The sequence below is a fragment of the Caproiciproducens galactitolivorans genome (genome assembly GCF_004768785.1).
In the GTDB taxonomy this organism is placed as follows: Bacteria; Bacillota; Clostridia; order Oscillospirales; family Acutalibacteraceae; genus Caproiciproducens; species Caproiciproducens galactitolivorans.
On the sequence record NZ_SRMQ01000001.1, the window covers coordinates 456,623 to 475,670 of the forward strand.

General features: G+C 51.0%; 18 protein-coding genes. 5 read left to right on the plus strand and 13 right to left on the minus strand.

The genetic code is table 11. The features are described 5' to 3' along the window. The first annotated feature begins 278 nt into the window (after window positions 1-278). The 3 genes from CAGA_RS02175 to CAGA_RS02180 are packed head-to-tail and all read left to right on the plus strand — an operon-like array spanning window position 279 to window position 2,796. Entirely contained in the window at window positions 279-1,310 is a 1,032-nt protein-coding gene (locus tag CAGA_RS02175) for an MBOAT family O-acyltransferase (protein WP_243112907.1), read from the plus strand. A gap of 12 nt (window positions 1,311-1,322) precedes the next feature. Then, complete coding sequence (locus tag CAGA_RS12780; protein ID WP_243112908.1) at window positions 1,323-1,757, plus strand: MBOAT family O-acyltransferase; 435 nt, start codon at window positions 1,323-1,325, stop codon at window positions 1,755-1,757. A gap of 13 nt (window positions 1,758-1,770) precedes the next feature. Beyond that, a complete protein-coding gene (locus tag CAGA_RS02180; RefSeq protein WP_135657239.1) occupies window positions 1,771-2,796 on the plus strand; it encodes a hypothetical protein in 1,026 nt (341 codons plus the stop codon). Between the two features lie 324 nt (window positions 2,797-3,120). Here CAGA_RS02180 and CAGA_RS02185 read toward each other — a convergent pair whose 3' ends face one another. The 5 genes from CAGA_RS02185 to CAGA_RS02205 form a co-directional block, all read right to left on the minus strand. Then, window positions 3,121-4,809 carry a recombinase family protein gene (locus CAGA_RS02185; RefSeq protein ID WP_135657241.1) on the minus strand — a complete coding sequence of 563 codons (1,689 nt, stop codon included), beginning with the start codon at window positions 4,807-4,809 and terminating at the stop codon, window positions 3,121-3,123. 85 nt (window positions 4,810-4,894) lie between these two features. Beyond that, window positions 4,895-5,179 (minus strand): hypothetical protein, encoded by a 285-nt coding sequence (locus tag CAGA_RS02190; RefSeq protein WP_135657243.1) that lies wholly within the window; start codon window positions 5,177-5,179, stop codon window positions 4,895-4,897. A 33-nt stretch (window positions 5,180-5,212) separates the two neighbouring features. Beyond that, window positions 5,213-6,361: a relaxase/mobilization nuclease domain-containing protein gene (locus CAGA_RS02195; RefSeq protein ID WP_135657245.1), complete on the minus strand. Its 1,149-nt coding sequence runs from the start codon at window positions 6,359-6,361 to the stop codon at window positions 5,213-5,215. Further along, window positions 6,348-6,791, minus strand: a complete 444-nt coding sequence (locus CAGA_RS02200) for a plasmid mobilization protein (RefSeq protein ID WP_135657247.1) — start codon at window positions 6,789-6,791, stop codon at window positions 6,348-6,350. The genes CAGA_RS02195 and CAGA_RS02200 overlap by 14 nt, the downstream gene beginning before the upstream one ends. 277 nt (window positions 6,792-7,068) lie before the next feature. Next, on the minus strand, window positions 7,069-8,049 hold the full coding sequence (locus tag CAGA_RS02205) for an AAA family ATPase (protein ID WP_135657250.1): 981 nt from the start codon (window positions 8,047-8,049) through the stop codon (window positions 7,069-7,071). Window positions 8,050-8,265: 216 nt separating this feature from the next. Between CAGA_RS02205 and CAGA_RS02210 the strand changes: the two genes are divergently transcribed. Continuing rightward, window positions 8,266-9,180: a DUF6076 domain-containing protein gene (locus CAGA_RS02210; protein WP_135657254.1), complete on the plus strand. Its 915-nt coding sequence runs from the start codon at window positions 8,266-8,268 to the stop codon at window positions 9,178-9,180. Continuing rightward, entirely contained in the window at window positions 9,177-10,091 is a 915-nt protein-coding gene (locus CAGA_RS02215; protein ID WP_135657257.1) for a sigma-70 family RNA polymerase sigma factor, read from the plus strand. Before CAGA_RS02210 ends, CAGA_RS02215 begins: the two co-directional genes overlap by 4 nt. Window positions 10,092-10,264: 173 nt before the next feature. On the opposite strand, the gene CAGA_RS02220 is transcribed toward CAGA_RS02215, so the two are convergent. From CAGA_RS02220 to CAGA_RS02255, 8 genes are all read right to left on the minus strand, one after another. Beyond that, on the minus strand, window positions 10,265-10,990 hold the full coding sequence (locus CAGA_RS02220; protein WP_135657259.1) for a hypothetical protein: 726 nt from the start codon (window positions 10,988-10,990) through the stop codon (window positions 10,265-10,267). Next, window positions 10,987-11,304, minus strand: coding sequence for a hypothetical protein (locus CAGA_RS02225; RefSeq protein ID WP_207669528.1), 318 nt, complete (start codon window positions 11,302-11,304; stop codon window positions 10,987-10,989). Before CAGA_RS02225 ends, CAGA_RS02220 begins: the two co-directional genes overlap by 4 nt. Before the next feature lie 67 nt (window positions 11,305-11,371). Next, entirely contained in the window at window positions 11,372-14,368 is a 2,997-nt protein-coding gene (locus CAGA_RS02230) for a type III restriction-modification system endonuclease (protein ID WP_135657261.1), read from the minus strand. Then, window positions 14,365-15,045: a hypothetical protein gene (locus CAGA_RS02235; RefSeq protein WP_135657263.1), complete on the minus strand. Its 681-nt coding sequence runs from the start codon at window positions 15,043-15,045 to the stop codon at window positions 14,365-14,367. Before CAGA_RS02235 ends, CAGA_RS02230 begins: the two co-directional genes overlap by 4 nt. 7 nt (window positions 15,046-15,052) lie before the next feature. After that, complete coding sequence (locus CAGA_RS02240; RefSeq protein ID WP_135657265.1) at window positions 15,053-16,942, minus strand: site-specific DNA-methyltransferase; 1,890 nt, start codon at window positions 16,940-16,942, stop codon at window positions 15,053-15,055. Next, window positions 16,939-17,625: a hypothetical protein gene (locus CAGA_RS02245; RefSeq protein WP_135657267.1), complete on the minus strand. Its 687-nt coding sequence runs from the start codon at window positions 17,623-17,625 to the stop codon at window positions 16,939-16,941. The genes CAGA_RS02240 and CAGA_RS02245 overlap by 4 nt, the downstream gene beginning before the upstream one ends. After that, a complete protein-coding gene (locus CAGA_RS02250) occupies window positions 17,622-18,377 on the minus strand; it encodes a DUF4391 domain-containing protein (protein ID WP_243112909.1) in 756 nt (251 codons plus the stop codon). The genes CAGA_RS02245 and CAGA_RS02250 overlap by 4 nt, the downstream gene beginning before the upstream one ends. After that, window positions 18,368-19,045, minus strand: a complete 678-nt coding sequence (locus CAGA_RS02255; protein WP_135657269.1) for a DUF4391 domain-containing protein — start codon at window positions 19,043-19,045, stop codon at window positions 18,368-18,370. The genes CAGA_RS02250 and CAGA_RS02255 overlap by 10 nt, the downstream gene beginning before the upstream one ends. Window positions 19,046-19,048 lie beyond the last annotated feature (3 nt).

Consider the following 19,048-nt stretch of genomic DNA (forward strand, 5'->3'; position numbering starts at 1 on the left):
AGGTATCCCTTTCGGAGCAAAGCGCCGAAAGGGATACCTTTTCTTTGTAACAAGCCATTTATTATTGTGGCTGAACGAACATAAAAATGAAGGTGAGGATGTCTTTTTTAAAATAGATGTATAATGCGAAGAGATCAAAATATTGTATTCAATATTACAAATTAGTAACATAATATTACAAATGATAACAAAAAGTTTATGTTTTGTGCTTTAATATACAAGGTTCATCAATTATATCGACTTAAACTTTATCGATTAGTGATTTGGAGGGTAGGGCGTTGTCCTTTGTCTCAATCGGTTTTCTCGTTTTACTTTTTGTTACAGTATTCGTATATTATGAAATTCCACACCAGTATCAATGGGCTTGTTTGCTTGTGGCCAGTTACGTCTTTTATTTTTTTTCCGGTCCGGTGTACGCCATATTCTTAATTGCCTCTACTGTGGTGACCTATAGTAGTGGGCTGCTGATCGGACGGGTAAACAGCGGAACAGGAAATCCTAAATATAAGAAGTTGATTGTTGCACTCAGTTTGTTGTTCAATATTGGAATTTTGGTGGCTTTTAAATATGCGGATTTCTTACGTAAGACATACTCCCACCTGCTAGCTCTGTTCGGGTTTAGTGTTGCTACCGAAGCGGTTCATTTGATTTTACCGGTCGGGATATCCTTCTATACGTTTCAGTCACTGAGTTATACAATCGATGTCTACCGCGGTGATGTGGAGCCCGAAGCCCATCTTGGCAAATACGCCTTGTTTGTTTCTTTTTTCCCGACTTTAATCTCGGGGCCAATCCAAAAATCAAAGGATTTTTTAAAAAAGATCGATGAGGATCATCCCTTTGACTATATTGGTGTCAAAAAGGGCGTCCTTCGCATGCTGTGGGGATATTTTGAGAAAATGGTAGTAGCGGACCGCCTGGCAATTCTGGTCAATACGGTATATGAAAATCCGGCTAAATACCATGGATTGGAATCTGTTTTGGCCAGCCTTTTTTATACGTTTCAGATTTACAGCGATTTTTCCGGCTATTCCAATATTGCAATTGGTGCGGCGGAAATGATGGGATTCCATTTGGCGGAAAACTTTAATTGCCCGTATTTTGCAAAGTCGATTCAGGAGTTTTGGCGCAGATGGCATATTTCCCTGAGCACGTGGTTCCGCGATTACCTTTATTTTCCCCTTGGCGGGAGCCGATGCTCGAAGTTTCGCCGCTGCCTGAATGTGCTGATTGTGTTCACGGTCTGCGGTTTCTGGCACGGCGTGTCCCTTACGTTCCTGTTTTGGGGACTGCTTCATGGAATCTACTAGGACATCGGTCTATTGCTGAAGCCGCATAAAGAGCGTGCGCAGGAAGCGCTGAGGATCAACAAACATTCTTTCGCATATCGTATCGCACAGATAGCCATCACCTTTCTGCTCGTCAATTTTGCATGGATTTTCTTCCGTGCGGATACCATGGAGAATGCCTTTTTGCTAATCGGAAATATGTTCCAGTTTGACCCGGTCGTACTTTGGAACGGAGCACTCTTCCAACTTGGATTGACGGAGCCGGAGTTTATTGCGGCGATTCTGGGTGTAGCGATCGTCCTGTTGGTGGATATTCTGAAAAAACGGATCGATTTGAGGATGGCTTTCATGCGTAAAAACGTTGTTGTGCGTTGGACAGCTTATTTGGCTGCGGTGCTTATTCTTGTGTTGTTCGGGGTGTACGGGTCGGAATATAGTGCACAAAATTTTATCTATTTTCAGTTTTAATGGGGTATGTGCTTTGAAAAGATTCATACGAAAAGGTATCCTTTTTCTGGTTTTGCTGTTTACTATCTTCGGCTTGATCAGCCCTGTTTTTGTGTACAAAACGCAGCATATGGGTAAGCTGAAAGAAGGACTTTATTTGTCCGATGACCAGTATGATGTTGTTTTTATGGGCTCAAGCCATATGAACGGAGGCATGGATCCCAACGTGCTTTGGAAACAGCATGGAATTACCAGCTTTAATTATGCCACCGGCGGTCAGCCGATTAACGTTACATATTACTTGTTGAAAGATGTCCTGAAAAAACATCAGCACCCGATTGTGGTTCTGGATGTTTTTTACCTTGGAATGACGAATCAATATGGGGAACGGGGGTTGGTGAGCAATGCGATTGACAATATGAAATTCTCGTTTAACAAGCTGGACGCCATTTGGAACTGCACTCCCCCGGAAGACCGGATTTCGTATCTTTTTCCCGTCTTAAAATATCATTTTCGGTGGTCGTCGCTGGAGTGGAAGGATTTTGGTTTCGATTGTTCTTCTGTTTATTATACTAAGGGGTTTGTGGCCGGTACGGATAAATACGGGAAGCCGATTTCAAAATGGGAAGATACGGACAGCCGGATTGACATTCCTCAAAAGTCTTTGGAATATCTGAATAAGATTATCGAACTTTCCAAAACGGAAGACTTTCAGCTGATACTGGTGAATATGCCTTGCGATTACAGCGGACCGAATCAGCAAAGCGGCTGGATCAATGACTGCGAGGCGCTGTTTAATACAGTGGCAGACTATGCAGAAAGCAATCAGATTCCTTTTCTGGACCTGTATGATCTGGCTGAAGATATCGGTATTGACTTTGCCAACGATATGAACAATTCCGGCCATCTGAATCTTTGGGGAGCCTATAAGGTCGGCACTTATTTCGGTGATTACCTGGCGCAAAACTATGATTTGACCGATCACCGCTCCGACAGCGCTTATGCCCAGTGGAATGAAGATTACAAATATTCGCAGGTCGCTACTATTCTGAAAAAATAAGCGCCCGTTTTCGGACAGGCCGCTTATTACCTACTGCTTTACGAACGATCCCGGTCGCCAAGCGCCGCCGGATCATTCGTATTTGAAATGCTTCGCTTTACCGAAGAAAAGTTTAGACGAGTATTTTCTCTGGCGGAAACAAGAAGGGTTGGATCGCTGATTCTTTACTGCTAGTCCAGCGCCCTCCAAATGAGCGAATACCCCTAGCCTGTTGAAACGGCAACAAAAATCCCGAAAACCGTTCGGTTAGCGTTCATAGGGACATTTTATGACCACACCTTATGCAAAGGGGCGGGCAGCGGGAGCTGCCCGCCCTAACGCTGTTTATGCCAACAGCCGGATAATGTCTTCTTCGCTCCTGATTGCCGGTGCGATGTGCGGCTCCTGCTCGCCGGGCTGCATTGGACTGTCCATAGCGCCGATGTCGCGGTAAACGATCTTGATGCTCTGCATGGCACTGTGGGAATACTTAACTGAGCGCTCTCCAATTTCAATGCGCTGAATAAACAATCGCACCAGCTCCGGGGTCAGCTCGTCGATGGTGGTGTAGCGCTTTGCCTTTTCAATGAAGGCGTCCACATTAGCTGCCGATGCTTTCAGCTTTTCCAGCCGTGCTTCCTTCTCCGGGATGGATCCCTCCAGCGTTTTTTGCTCGGCATTGTAGTCGGCGGAGAGCATACGGAACTGCTCGTTGGTCACGCGACCGAGAACATTGTCCTCATAGAGGCGCTTAAACAGGGCGGAGAGCTCGCCGCTTCTGCGGCGCATGGTGTCCAGCTCTTGTTGTAGCGAGTTCATCTCCCTGCGCAATTCCAGCGTGTTTTTCTGGTTGATGTAGGCCGCGAACTGCCGCTCCTTCAGCCGCGCAAAATGCGTGATCCGGCGCAGGTCATCCAGCACCACCTGCATGAGATCCTGCTCTCGGATATGGTGCGGGGAGCATTCCGCCTTGCCGCGCTTGCCGTAGGTATAGCACTTGAAGCAGTATTGCGACTCCTTGATCGTGCTTGCCCTGTACAGCACCATGGGCTTACCGCAGTCGGCGCAGAAGGCAAGGCCGGAGAACATATTCGGCGCGTCCATGTGCTTGGGCGTGCGCTTTTTATGCATGCGCACATCCTGCACGATGTCCCACTGCCCCTGTGTGATCAAAGCCTCGTGGGTGTTCTCCACAAGCAGCTGCTCACTTTCCGGTTTGCGGATGAGCTTCTTGTTTTTGTAGGACAGTGAGGTGGTGCGCAGCCCCGGCATATGCCCGAGATAGACCTTGTTGTCGAGAATGCCGGTCACGCTGCTGCCGCACCATGCATACGGTCTTGTGGTGTCCAGCCCGACATGGGACGCGCCGGTTTTGCGGTAATAATAGTTCGCCGGCGTCAGCACCTGCTCCGCTGTGAGGATGCGGGCAATCTGGCTGGGTCCCTTGCCGGAGGCGCACAGGTCGAAGATGCGTTTGACCACCGCCGCCGCTTCCTCATCCGGAACGATGTCCTTGGTGTCGGCGGCCTTCTTTTTGTAGCCGTAGGGCGCTTTACCGCCCAGACGCTCGCCGCGTTCTGCCTGCATTCTTTTCACCGAGCGAACCTTTTTACTGGTATCCTTGGCATGAAGCTCATTGGCCCAGTTGCGGATGGGATTGAAATCGTTGCTGCTCTCAACCAGAGAATCCACACCGTCGTTGACGGCAATAAAGCGCACGCCCTTTTCCGGAAAATATAGTTCCGTGTACTGACCCACCTGCAAATACTCGCGGCCCAGACGGCTGAGATCCTTGACGATGAGTGTGGAAACCTCATCTCGCTCAATCATGGCAATGATCTTTTTCCACGAGGGACGCTCGAAGTTGGTGCCGGAGTAGCCATCGTCAGCGAGGAAAATGGTGTTGTCGAAGCCGTTATCCTCGGCGTACTTTTCGAGGAATATTTTTTGGTTGTGGATAGAGTTGGACTCGCCCTGGCGCTCGTCCTCCTGACTGAGTCTGCCGTAGAGTAAATTATATTTTTGGCTTGCCATAATTTTTAACCTCCTTCATATCGGGGCAAGCCGGTACGGGGTACGCACAGTATACCGCACCAGCTTGCACAAGTCTATTGGAACATCAGGCGCTGTGAGCTTCTTTTGCAAGGTCTGCGTCGATGAGCGACAGCAGCTTGTCCGTGGGGGTTGCGCTGACCTCTGTCGGAAACACCGAGGTCACCTGAAAGACCTTCCCGCCGATGAGCATCTGCCGTTCACTGACCGCGTGATCGTCTTTTAGCCAGTACGCGGTATCTCGGAAGCTTGTGGCGACCGAGCCATTGCCGTCGTCCCGCAGCACGGCGCGTTCCGGGCGGTAACCACCCAGCATTCCTGTATCTCTGTATTCCTCATATTCAGTTCTCATAAAAATCCTTTCTGCCATATTCGGCTGTATCATTTACATCATGGTCATGGTGAAACCGAACTGTTCCTGCGCGTCCTCGTAGTCGATGCAGTTTTCCGGTTCCTGCTTCAGTTCATCAATAAAATCATTTAAGTTTTGGTCGTTGATCTGCTCATGGTCAGCGTTGGCGATGGCGTCCAGCAGCAGATACACGCCTGCGAAGGACAGCGCCGTAAGTGCGGCCAGCTCGGTGATGGCTTCCAGTTCGTCGTCCTCGCTGACGCCCTGCTCCAGATATTTGGCGTGGTGCAGAATCTCGTCCGTGAGCTTTCTGCCCTGTCTGGGCGCAGGTGCATCGACTACCGGCGCAGGCTTTGGCTTCAGCGCATCACGCTGCCATTCCCAGCCGGTGGCTCTCTCCGGTTCTTTTTTCTGCTCTCTGTAATCGAACTCCAACTCCATGTTGGTCTTGGAGTATCGCTCTCCGAACAACCGGTCGTCACGGCAGGGTTTTCCGTTGGGGCAGGTGTAGGTGATGGTTTTGCGGGTGTCCGACCACTTGACGAAGTATCCTTGGCGCTCCATATTGAAAATAAAATCCTCGCGGGTTTTGCTTTTGGCCATGGCGTCATCGATGGTCTGCTGGAGCTTATCCTTCCAACTGTTGCCCCGTGCCTGCGCCCTGCGCTGGGCACGGCTCGGTGTTTTGCTGCGCCCGAAGGTATAGGTGGGCAGTATTTCAAAGCCGTGCGCCTGACAGATCTCATCGGAGGACAGCCGCAGCCTGCGAATCGTGTCCGGGGCCTGATGCAGTTTTCGTCCGTTCTCAAAACTCACGGAGTTGATGATGAGATGCGAGTGAATGTGGGGCGCGTCGGTATGCGTAGCGATGAGGACTTCATAGTCCGGATAATTTTTCCGAGCGAACTCGCAGGCGATCTCATGCGCAGTCTGCGGAGAGATGTTTTCTCCCACCTTGAAGCTTTGGGTGTAATGGTAAAATTGAACGTCTCCGGTCTTTTGGTACTGTGCCTTGGTGGAGAGAAACTCTGAGATCGCCGTTTCCGTACAACAGTTCTGTCCGGTGATGAGGCGGGGGCCATCCGGCAGAAGCGTTTTGCTCTTTTGGCAGACATACCCGATCACGCCGCGCAGGGTGAAAGCGGACTGTTTTTTGTAGGGGATGTAATTAACGGTTGCCATGCGGTACCTCCGAGATTCCGAACAGCTCCATCATCTGGCGGCGGCGGTCAACTACGATTGGAGAAGGTGTCGGCTCACATTTAACTGCCTGTTCCGGCTCCGTTTGCGGTTCCGCTACCAACGGAGCCGCACTCCCACTGCACAGTGCGGTGAGCCTGTCGAAGATACCGCCGAGAGCATCCTTGGTTTCACTCAGATCGACTGCCCGGAGTTGTCCCATGTTGGCGCGTACAGTCAGCTGGTTCAGGTTGTTGCCGATGGCTTTCAGTTCCCTTGTGAGCTCGTGGAGACCATCGATCACAACGATTTCCTTGTTAAAAATCGCGTGCCGGATGAAATCTGACTTGCTCATATTTGCTTTTCGTGCCAGAGTCTTTAGCGCCTGCCGTTCCTTTTCACAGGCCCTGAAGGTTTCAAATTTGTCTTTCATTCAAGCGTTCTCCTTCTTATCAATTGTCGTTCCCCGCATCCGAAAGTGGGCACGGGCTTCTGCCCGAAAACAGGCGAGGCGCAGGCGTATATACGCCTGCTCTGCTCGCCCCACCCTCGTCGGAGCAAAGTCCGCTTCAACTTGAAACGCCCTGCGAGGGTGGGCATTTCTCGTCCGCTTTCTTGCTCCTCCTCTCAAAATCGAACCCGCTGCGCTGGGCTTCAATTTTGGCAATGGCAAAATGCAGAGAAAAGAAGAATGCAAGGATGCAGCCTCCTTAAACCGTTACATCCTTACATCCTTGACCGGGCATCCGCCAGTACCAGCGTTCGCCCTGCTTCTCGGAAATCACGCCGAGATTCTTTTTCGCAATCATCAGCGTCCGCTGAGAGATGTCCAGCTCCGATGCTCGCTTCTGCACTTCCTCCGCAGGCGTTGGTTGGGTGAGCAGTTCCCGAAGGGCATCCTCCATCAGCATCGTCTTGGTCTGCACTGTGCCGCTGCCGGATAGAAGCTGCTCCACCGTCGTGTCGCAGCAGCCCTTCCACTGGAAGCCGGTGTCCGGGTCAAGCTCGAACGCGATGGACGCGCCCTCCGGCGCGAGGCTGCTCTTGTCGTGAGCGACAACACGGATGTGCGGCTCATCCTTCAGCCTGCCCACCACCAAAACGCTTCGCGCCGCCGCGCGGAAGTCGATGGAGCCGAGACCGCGATACGAGGCCTTCTGCCCCTGCATCTTGTTCATGTGCCCGATGAGGATGACCGCACAGCCTGTCCGTTCCGCCATGGCGCACAGCCGCTTAAAGATGGGGCGTATCTCGTTGGCGCGGTGCATATCCACATCGCTGCCGAGATAGGCCTGCAGCGGGTCGAGCACGATCAGCCTTGCGCCGGTTTCTCTCACGGCGGCCTCCAGCCGTTCGTCACTGAGCGTTAGCTCTTTTCTGCTCTCGTCGATGACCAGCACGCGGGAACAGTCTGCCCCAAACGAGTCCAGCCTCGGCCTGATGGTATCCGCCAATCCATCCTCTGCCGTCTGATAGATTGCGCTCATGGGTTCCGCCGCCGTATCGCGCTCCGGCAGCGGCTCGCCCCGCGTGAGCAGCGCAATCATCGCCAGCACGAAGGTAGTCTTGCCCTCGCCTGGGTCGCCCTGAATGATCGTTACCTTTCCCAGCGGGATATACGGATACCACAGCCACTTCACCTCCTCCGCCTGCACGTCGCTCATGGAGATGAGCTTGAGATCCTGTTTCATTGATTGTTCGTCCTTTCAAAAAAAGTAGGAGCGAATTTCTTCGCCCCTCTACTATGATTGTGTCGAAAAATATGGTAGTCTTATAGAAGGCAAGGACAATTAAAATAACAGGCAGGACAAATAACGGAGGCGGCTATGGACGGCGACATTGTTTTCTATACCCACGACGATCTCATCGAACTAAACGGTACACTGCTGCGCGCCGGTGAGCTGACTGTGGACATCCTCAATCTCACGCCGGACGAGTATGCCGTCATGGCTGATACGTTCAAGCGAGCGCAGGCAGCGGAGGATGACTGTGGGCTGGACGCGCTGGATGCGCTTCTGCGCCGTCGGAAGCTGTTTGCGCTCCTCGCGCCGTGGCAGTGGGAGGACTTTCAGCACAGGCTTACCCGCTATGAGCGGTATCTCCACGACATCCGCGTATTCAACACCACTATCCAGAACTTCATTCAGCATCTGGTTTCGCACCTGCTGAAAAACGATCCGGAGAACTATGCCGCCGCCCTGCACGACTTTTACACCGAGCCGCGCTTTGTGCAGAAATATATCGTCACGCCGCTGACCCACGGCACCGACTGCTACACGACCCATGACCGCTACGCGCTCTCCTATGTCCCGCGGGAGATGGCGGACGGGCACTTCGCCATCTGCGAGGAGCAGATTACCGACAGCATACAGGCGGTGCTGAAAGCGGATTATATGCACGCGCTGAACGCCGGCAGGAACATCCTCCGCTGCAAGGTCTGCGGGAATTATTTCATGTTAAAGGGCGGGGCCCACGCGCTCTATTGTGAGGGAACCAGTCCCTACGACAGTCGCTTTACCTGCCGGCAGTTCGGAACCCATGAGGTGCAGAAGGAGCTTGCGCGGGATATCCCCAAGCTGCGCGTCAAGCTCACAGCCTTTGAACGCATCACCAAGGATATGCGCCGGGAGGTCATTACCCGTGAGGAGGCCCGCATCGCCAAGGATACTGTGCGGGACGCGCTCTACGACGCGCTGCGCCGGAGCGACCTTTCGCTGGATGATTTTGAGCGTGAGGTATCCTCCGAGTCTGTCTACACCCGCTGCGGCATCACGCGGAAAGCGAAGCCCCGCGGCAGGCCGAAAAAGGACGGCGCGCCATGAAGCTCGGCGTAACTAACGAGGAGTTGATGACGCGCTATGCGGAGGGAGATTGCTCGGCTCAGGATGCCCTGTGTGAACAGAATCGGGGACTGATCCATGACCGCGCCGAGAGAATTGCTTTTCTCTATAACTGCTATCGCTTCAATGACCGGGGGAATCCCACGGCCTACACGATCGAGCTGCTCTCCGATCTGGAGAGTGAGGGGATGGCTGCATTCATCGAATGTACCTGCGGCGGCGGATACATCCCCTCCAAGGGAATGCTGACCACCTATGCCGTGCCGTTTATCGACGGCGCCATGCGGCGATATCTGGAATCCAGCATGGGCACACTGGCCATTGACCGGGGCAGCATGACGCTGGTGCGAAAAGCGCAGGAGCTGTACCATGTCCAAAGAATGACAGTGGATGAGATTGCGTCCGAGCTGAACATTCCCCTGTGGCTGGCCGCGAAGCATATCAAATACGCGACGCACTTTCTCTCCGTCTATGACCTTGCGCACCATGACGATGACGACGACAGCGGTGATTACGGTGACGACGTCTACGACTACATTGCGGAGCAAACCACGCTTGATCCGCCTGATACAGCTCTCCGCAAAAAGTTTCGGCATGAGTACCTGCAGGGGCTGTTCCAAAAGCTGTCCAAGAAGGAGCAGGACATTCTCGGCAAGTGCTACGGCGTGTTCGGCTACGCGCGGGCACCGCTGGACGAGATCGCCATGTATCACTTCATGAAAACCGACGGGGTGGAGAAGGCGCGTGTCCGGGCGCTCGGGAAACTGCAAAAGCTCATGCGCGAGTATCCGAATCCGTATGCACTGGCAGAGGCGACTGTTCACAGAGCCGTTCGGGAGTACGACGCTGATGAGGACTATTCCACGCCGCAGGGCGCATGGTATGAGGCGTAACAAAAGTAGCGGCCGTGACCACGCAGGAGAAGCGCAGAACCGGCGCAAAGGCAAATATAAAAAGATCGTCTAATATTTACGATGGGCCTGTGATAACTGTTGTCGCAGGCCCATTGACGTCCAGATAAAGAAATCAGTGGGCCATCTTGACTCACTGATTCTCACAGTGGTATTCAATCCATGATCCTCGCATTCGGATCATCCGGCGGCGTGGTGTCCGGCTTGTAGTCGGGTGGGGTACCGCTTTTCTCCGGTACGCCATTGATACTCTGGTCGATGACCTCGCCGGTCGGCTCCTGGCAGTCGTCAGGTTGTGCTGGTGTGGAGATGTGCGTCGGCGTTTCGTCCTCGCCGCCCATGATGCCCACCTTGTTGCCGTTTTCGTACATGGTGTAGTCCTCCGTCCGCTGATTTGGCCCGCTCCATTCGATCAGGCCGAAGCCGGGAACGTCGTAGTAAGCATGACCGTCAATCCAGATTGTGTCCGGGCCAAAGGTAGTTGGATAGGTAGTCTTTTTGCCGATAAGGTTACCCTCGCTATCGTAGAGATATTCTTCCGAATAGACATTTTCCGGGTAGACATCGGTGTGGTAGGGATCGCCATTATCCGCAACTGTTGTGATGGAAGTTGCGAGCGTTGGAGCCTGTCTCGATTTCGGCGCCGGAGTGGGTGCATCGCCATCAAGCTGCTTTTCTTTCTCTGCCGTTGGTTCCGTGGGCAGTTCAAGCATATCAGCCGTGGGTTCGGACGGCGCTTTCGTCCCGACTTCTTCTGCAGAAATTGCGCTGGAAACGACCTCGGCGGATACTTTCTCGCCAGTGCTGCGCTGCGGCCACACAAGGGCGTACAGCGCCCCACAGGCGGCAAGTATCACGACGACTGCAACAATTCTTTTCATACCTTTTCTCCTTCTTCCAATACAAAATGAGCGCTCCGCTCGACCTCGTCAGTCAAAGCGGAACGCTCATGTTCCAGATGGTTTAATTCAGTTGTCAGCTTCCACGCCAATTCAAATCCGCAGAGAAAGCTGTCCAGTGACACCGCGTTTGCGATGGCGGTCTCATCATCGATAAGCCGCAGCACCAGCTTTCGTTCCGGCTTTCCGAGCCGCAGCCGCAGCAGATTATGATTTGCCTCCACCGATGCCTGCAGCGCCGCCAGTTTCGTCTTCTCATAGAATTGGTCGTACAGCGATTCCAGTATCTTTTCCATGTGCCTCGCCCTCCTTTAGCAAGACACAATACCACAGGAAGCAAGGAATAGCTATCGGTTTGTGGATTTATTGCACATAATTTTCAACAAACTTATCGTAATCATCAGCTTTAACAAATTTGGCTCCCTGCCCCAGCGCTGCGAAATGTTTTTCGCCACAGCGAATCTTCGCACTCTCGGTGGGTCGCAGAGCATCAGCCAGAATATTGCCTTTTGTCTCTACTACGAAGTATAGCCTATTCTGCCCGTTGTCCTCGATGACCACCGCCCAGTCCGGGTTGTAACTGCCCAGCGGGGTGGCGATCTTGAACCAATCCGGCAGCTTGGCGTAGACCTTGACGCTCTCGTTGCCCTCGAAACGTTCGGCAAAGCTGCGCTCCACCTCGCTGTCGTAGACCACATAGTTATATACGCTGCGCTGGCTCTCAATCATATTCCGATTCAGATAGCCGGTCAGTTCCTCAGAATCAAACAGCTCCTGGGCATAGAACTCACTGTCTCCCAGCTTCGTATACTTGATGCCGTCCACGATCAGCAGGCGCATTACCGAGGCAATCGTTTTGGCGGCATCCTCCATATATGCCTGCGGGTTTTTCTTGAACAGCGGCAGCGTTTTGCTGCGGGTGAGAATCTCCACAATAGTACGTCTGGTCAGGTTGGTGCGGTTTTGCAGATAGGTCACAATGTCCGGCAGGTTTTCCTTGACATCTGCCGCCAGCACCGAAAGCCGCTGCGTCTCGGCTGCGGCTACGCCGCCCTCAGTCACACTGACCTTCGCCTTGGAATACACCAGCTTGGCCGCGCCCACATTCAGGTTCATCTGCAGATTGTCGCAGCATTTTTGAATCAATTCTTCGGAATCAAAGTCCACCCGGTAGGTGGTTTTATACTTGATCTTTTCCCACAGGGCCTTAAAATCCTCGCCTAAAAACAGCTCCTTGTTCAGCGCTACCACACGCTTGTCCGCCGCCGGCTTGATATTCAGGTTGCCGCTGGCCTTCTTGCAGACTGCCGCAATGGCGTCGCGCTGCTCGGCGACTGCTTCCGGCACGGTAAGCGTGTTGCTTTTCAGCGCTGTCTTCAGCGTATCCGTTACCTGATCCTTGCCGTCGATATAGCCGCAAGCCTTGAACGCATGATAGATAAGCTCCGATTTTTCCGCACCGAGGTAGGCAGCGCTGCCATCGGCCTGCTTGACCGGGATATTGGCAAAGCTGTGGCTTTCCAGCACGCCGAAACGAATACCCTCGTCGGTTTCATACTCGCTTTGCAGCTTCTTGGCAAAAACATCGTAACTCTCGTTTGCCATGACCGTCAGCGTGTTAATGGCAAAGCCGTGCTGGCGTTCACCGTTCTGATTGACGCACAGGCGCAGACCGCGCCCGATCTCCTGCCGCTTTTTCACATCGCTCTTGGTTTCGTTCAGCGTGCAGATCTGGAACACATTGGGGTTGTCCCAGCCCTCACGCAGGGCGGAGTGAGAAAAGATAAAGCGCAGGGGACATTCAAAAGAAAGCAGCCATTCCTTATTCCGCATAATCGTATTAAATGCCGTTTCGTCATCAGCATTTGCGCGGATATTTCCGGTTTTATCTTCTTTGCTGTCCTTAAATTGTTTTGTCTTTTTATCTATAGAAAAGTATCCGTCATGTACCTTTTCCACCGGGGTATCCACGTCCACATCCTCAAACAGGGTGCGATATTTGGGGCGGGCAATCAGTTCCTTGTAGCTGCGCTCAAAAATCACGGCATAAGGGCCCTTGCAGGCATTGCCGTTCTCGTCGTAATAGCGGTAGTTTGCCACTCGGTCGATAAAGAACAGGCTCAGCACCTTGATGCCGCGATGGTTCAGCGCCAGTTCCTTGTTCAGATGTTCCTCAATGGTCTTGCGGATCTGCTGCTCTTTAATGGCAAGGTCATCAATGTCGCCCACGGCCTCGCCGATGCGCAGAATCGTGGGCTTGGTAGAAAAGCTGACATATTCGTTGCCCTGTTCGCAGTAGATTTCATCCACAAGGTAGTTATCATAGACCTCGCGGCCGCCGGTGAGCTGCTGCAAATCGTCCCCGGCGCGCGCAGTCACGCTCTTGCGTTTGACCGCACCCTTCACTTCACAGTCCAGCTCAATTTTCGCCGTAATGGGCGATTTTTTGTTGTCCACACTCAGCAGCTTCATGTAGGCGTTGTTGTGATAGTCCACGCTCTCAAAGCTGGCCACCTCGATCTGCTTCACCAGCTCCATGTCAAAGGCGTCCACCGCGTCCAACTTATAGACCAGATTGTGTTTTACCACATGGGTGGCGGAAAAGCGCAGAGTACATAGGGCGTTCAGCGACGCCATGGCCTTTTTGGATGCCACCGCACCATTTCCCTCCACCGACTGCGGCTCGTCCACAATGACAAAGGGGCGTGTTTCCTGAATCAGCTCGATGGGGCGCATACCGTTGAGCTTGTCGTTCTGGCGGTGGATGATGTTGGCTTTGTTTTCCTTGTCCGGGTCGTCAAAGCTCTTGCGGAACGCGTCAATGTTAATGACCATGATGGAAATATGATCGCTGACGGCGAAGGAGCGCACCTGCTCCAGCTTGTTGCTGTCGTAGATGAAGTAGTCGTATACCGTGTTGTCGTAGAGGTTGCCGAAATGCTCCTGCGTGATTTGCAGGTTTTTATAGACGCCCTCTTTGATGGCGATGCTGGGCACCACGATAACAAACTTGGAAAAGCCGTAGGCCTTATTCAGCTCGAAAATGGTGCGCAGATACACATAGGTCTTGCCGGTGCCGGTCTCCATCTCCACGTCGAAATCGTATGTATTCTTTTTCAGCGCCTTGGTCTGGGGCAGGCCGTTGCGTAACTGCACCGCCTGCAAATTGGCGAGAAGCTCATCCTCGGTCAGCTCCAGCTTGTTGCCGATGCCGTGGTTCGTGTCCTCCATGCCGACCTGCCCGGCGTAGGCGGATACGGTGAAGTTGGACTGCTTGGGCGTCTGGCCCCGAAAGAGGTCGACCACAGAGGAAATCGCCTGCTCCTGATATTGGAGGTTCGCGTCAAATTGAAGTTTCATTCGTGGTCACCTCCGTTTGGAAATAAAGCTTTGGTAAACATTTCTACCACTGCCTTACTGCAAGCATCCATAGCTTCATTGTAATTTTCTTGAATAAAGTCTGTCTCCTTGCCCTCTAACGCCATAAGCGTTTCTTTAAGAGTGCTATAACTAAGCATCTCATCATCAATATTCTTAAATACAAACTCAGTTTGATACATTAGGTCTGTATAGTTTGGAACTTCTGATGTTGGAACTATTGAAACTGGATGGGGTTTTGTGTGGACAATATCGTTTCTTTTCTTCATCAGCGAATCAAGTCGAGAGTAGGCTTTGTTGCCTGTTGGGTAACACTTGCCAAGAACATCTTTACAAATAGACTTTAGTTTTCCAAGAGTCGTTGCACCCTTAAAATCATACTTGCTATAAAAAGTATCATTTCCAACCTTTTGAGTTCCATATAAATTCACAAATGCTTCAATTGACAGTGCCTGAAACACAATGGCTGCAATAGCTGAATGTAACCGCATTGATTGTGCAGTGCAGTATTTTTCATTTTCATCATATGTATGTGAAATCAAATCCCAAGAACCGCATTTAAGAGATTTTAGATATTCTGTTGCATCCTTGTATTGAGCATAAAAGCTTTGAGACATTCCGTTGTAATTTTCACACAGCATCGGATAAACATCCATCATCCTCACCTCACACTGTCGTAAATGCGTCCTCGTCGAGGCCGGCGCATTTGAGGATTTCTTTGATGTTGACCTTGGCACTGTCGTCGGCAAAGCCGTTGTCCTTGAACACGACCTTCCAGGTTTCCGGGGCGAGCTCCTTGTGGAGCGCCACCATGCCCTCTGCCACGTCGGGGGTGATATGGTCGTCCAGACAGATCATCAGCGCGCCCATGCCAATGGCATAGACGTTTTTGCCGCCGTAGGTGCGGGTTTCCAGCGGCCATGTCAGGTCAAGGCCCATCTTGAGCATGATTTCATAGACCACATCCAGCTCGGAGCGGCCATCCACATAGTTGCTGATGCTGTCAAACAGGCTCTGCTCCAAATCGTCCGCGTCCGGCTGCCACTTGCGCAGGTTGGAGGTGTCCAGCTTGAAGTCCTTGAAGCCGATGTCCGGTACCTTTTTCGGCTCCTCGCCGATTTTGAGCTGGGCGTTCTGCTCCTCAACCTCGGCTTTGATTTTCTCGCCCGCGCGGCGAATGCGCTCCTTGCCGATTTCGCAGATATTTTTGTAACCGGCCTTGGCGGCTTCCGTTCCCTCGGCGCAGAGCTCCGGCAATTGCACCATGATGTATTTGCGGTTGCCGCCATCCTCGGCGTTGAGCTGCATAACGGCATGGGCGGTGGTGGCAGAACCGGAGAAGAAGTCGAGAATGATGGAGCCCGTATCTGAATAGAGTTGAACACAACGCTCAATTAACCCTACTGATTTTGGATAATCAAACAAAGCTATACCGTCAAATAGCTGCTTCAATTTTTGAGCCGCATCTTGCGAGTGCCCAACTTCCGCGTATTTCCAAATTGTCATTGGGGTTATGCCTTGTTTAACTTCTGATAAAAACCGCTTGATTGATGGAACGTTATTCCCGTCACTTCCAAACCAAATCCGATTATCATCTACAAATTCTTTGAATCTCCCTTTATCTAACCGCCAGCAATAACCATTTGGAGGCAAAACACGCCGCCCACTTGGTGTTGTGATTTCGTATACTTTAGAAGCAATAGCGGGTCCGACAGACAGATCACTTGACTTCCAGGGTCCGCGTGGGTCATTATCAGGGTTATCATACCTGTCGTTTGCTTCATCGCTGCGGGGCAATCCATTGCAGACTGCGACTTCTGCATTTTTTGCATAGCACAAGATATAGTCATGGCTCTCAGAAAAGTGCTTTTTCAAATTTACCGGAGAATATGCGCGTTCCCAAATGACTTGTGCCAAGAAATTTGACTCGCCAAACACTTCACCACATAGTTTCTTCATATTTTCATCTTCATTATCATCAATGCTAATAAAAATAACGCCGTCATCGGTCAGTAGGTTTCTTGCCAGCCTTAGCCGGGGGTACATCATGTTCAGCCAGTCGGTATGGTAGCGGCCGTTGGCCTCGGTGTTGGTGCTGACCTTGCGTCCCTCGGCGTCCACCTGACCGGTGATCTCCTTGTAGTTTTCCAGACTGTCGGAAAAATCGTCCGGATACACAAAGTCATTGCCGGTGTTGTAGGGCGGGTCTATGTATATCATTTTCACTTTTCCGTGGTAGCTCTTTTGCAGCAGCTTGAGCACTTCCAGATTGTCGCCCTCGATATAGAGGTTCTGGGTGTCGTCCCAGTTTTTGCTCTCCGCCTTGCAGGGGCGCAGCGTCCCCATGGACGGCGTTTGGCTCAGCCGCAGCGCCTGCCCCTTGCCGTTCCAAGTGAAGTTATACCGCTCGGCGCTGTCGTCGGTGTACTCGCCCAGCACCTGCTTGAGCTTGTCAAAATCCACCTTGCCCTCGCAGCAAACCTCCGGAAACAGCTCCCGCAGCGCCGCAATGTTGTCCTTCAATATATCCTCGGATTGCCCGTTAAGTTTTGTCATTTCTTCTTATCCTCCATACCCAGCCGTTTCTGGCTACTCATATTGTAGATGTATAGATTTACGGTTCTGCTACATTCTTCTTCATCTGTTTGATCAAATTCTTCTACTAATTTGTAGGTAATTATTTGACTATACCTATAGCCAATTATATTTTGATAGAAGATTTCTTGTTCCATCAATTTATTAATGTTCTTTTCAGTACCAGCAACCGAGAGCGCAATTTCCAAAACATCCCCAGCCTGCACTGAATAACATTTTGTCTCATCGTCCTTGATGCGTATGGTGGGCCGCCCTCCCAAATACATCTTAGGTTCATAAGTGAGCCCACTTGCGATTCCTTGACCAATATTCCTAACAAACACTTTGGCTGACTTTGAATTTACAGCTACATAATGATTATCTTCAAATACTGCCTCTTTTTTGTCCTTTCCGATAATTTTCGATACCTCCAAAAATGGACATAGAGTATCGGCAGCATTTAGATCGGCATCATCTTTATTTCTCAGTTCGTTTTGAAAAAAAGCTACAAATCCTAAAAATGTAGTGCCACAGTAACCCATGTAGGCGTACCAAAAAGAGCTTCGACAAAGATATCCTGTGCATGCTGCTACAATAATAGGCAACGCTATGAAAAATGAAGCAATCAAAAACTTTTCATTACCAATCCTTGATTTTCTTTTCATAAGGTCTGCCTCTCTTTCTCCAATATCTTAATCTCCATATTGATTTCAACCTTCCGGTTAAACTGGGTTTCTCTTTTCAGCTCCGCACGCAGGGCGGCGATTTTGGCTTCCGTGGCCTGCCGCTTTGCCAGCAGCTCCCGCGCCTGCTCGCCGGTCAAGTTCTCGCAATTATGAATTATGCATTGTGAATTATGCATTAACTCTCGTGCATTATGAATTGAAATCCTGTCCACCAAGTCGCTGTACAGCTCATAAAAGTTCCCGTGCCGCAGCGTCTGGAAGTCCAACTCCACACTCAACTCTCCAAACTCCGCACTGTCCATCCACCCGGTGCAGACCGGCTCCTCCAGCACGTTTTTCTCGCTGTCGTTCTGGCTGCTGCGCTGGTGCGCCGCCCAAAGCTGCGTCTGGTTTTCGCACTGCAGCACCAGCAGCATGGGGTACGGGATGGTGCGCATGATGATCTCGGCAATGCGTCGTTCGCCGGCTTGCCGGGTCAGCGCCACTTCGATGAGCTCCACCTCGCCATACTCCCGCGTCGCGTCCTTGTAGGGTTTTACAAAGCAGTTGTCGGGCTTGAGGGAATACCGCCATGTGATTTTATCAATCCCCTCGGAAAACAGCTTTTTATCCGCCGCCGAGAGCACGCCGTTTTCATAAAACAGCTTCTTATAAATAACATTATCCACCTTGCAGGCGGCAGGAATATGCAGCGCGTCGTACATGGTTTCACTCCCTTGCTTTAGTACCACTTTAATCGCCTGTTTTCCATTGCCCTGCTCTCTTTTCTTAATTCTTGAACAAGGAATACTCTTTCAGATTTGTTTAGTTGAAAATCGAACAAATTATACGGAATGTTGACAATAGTGTTACGCCAGCCTACATAGATTTGTCTCAGATCCGCGCTTGAATTGTAAATTCTTGACATCTCTTGCCGCAAATAATTCAAAGCCCTATCATTACCATTTAGATAGCACCAGTCTGTACTAAAAATAGCGTCTTGAATATTTCTCCAGTCTTCTCTTTTCCCTGTATGGAAATTGCTCATAGATATGCGAATAACAGGTATCGTATAAGAATTACAAACAGCTATAATGACAATCGGATATGGTATTGCAGCAAAAATTGGGCGCATCAACTCATTAAACTGATTACGATAAAACTTTTGGAATTTCATTTTCACCTGGATTACCTGTATTTCAGGATAATCGTATTCATCGCACGTAACCGGAATCTTTTGCGCTTTTTCTGGCGTAAGATTATACAACACTTGTGCCTTTGCAATATTTGCAGCAAGGTCATACAATTTTTTGCCATGGATATTTGCATACTTCTCAAAGTCGGTTCTCGTTATGGGAACACCTGAAATCACTTCTTTAGGGACATCTAAAAAACCCACCAGCAAATTTCTGATATCCAAGCA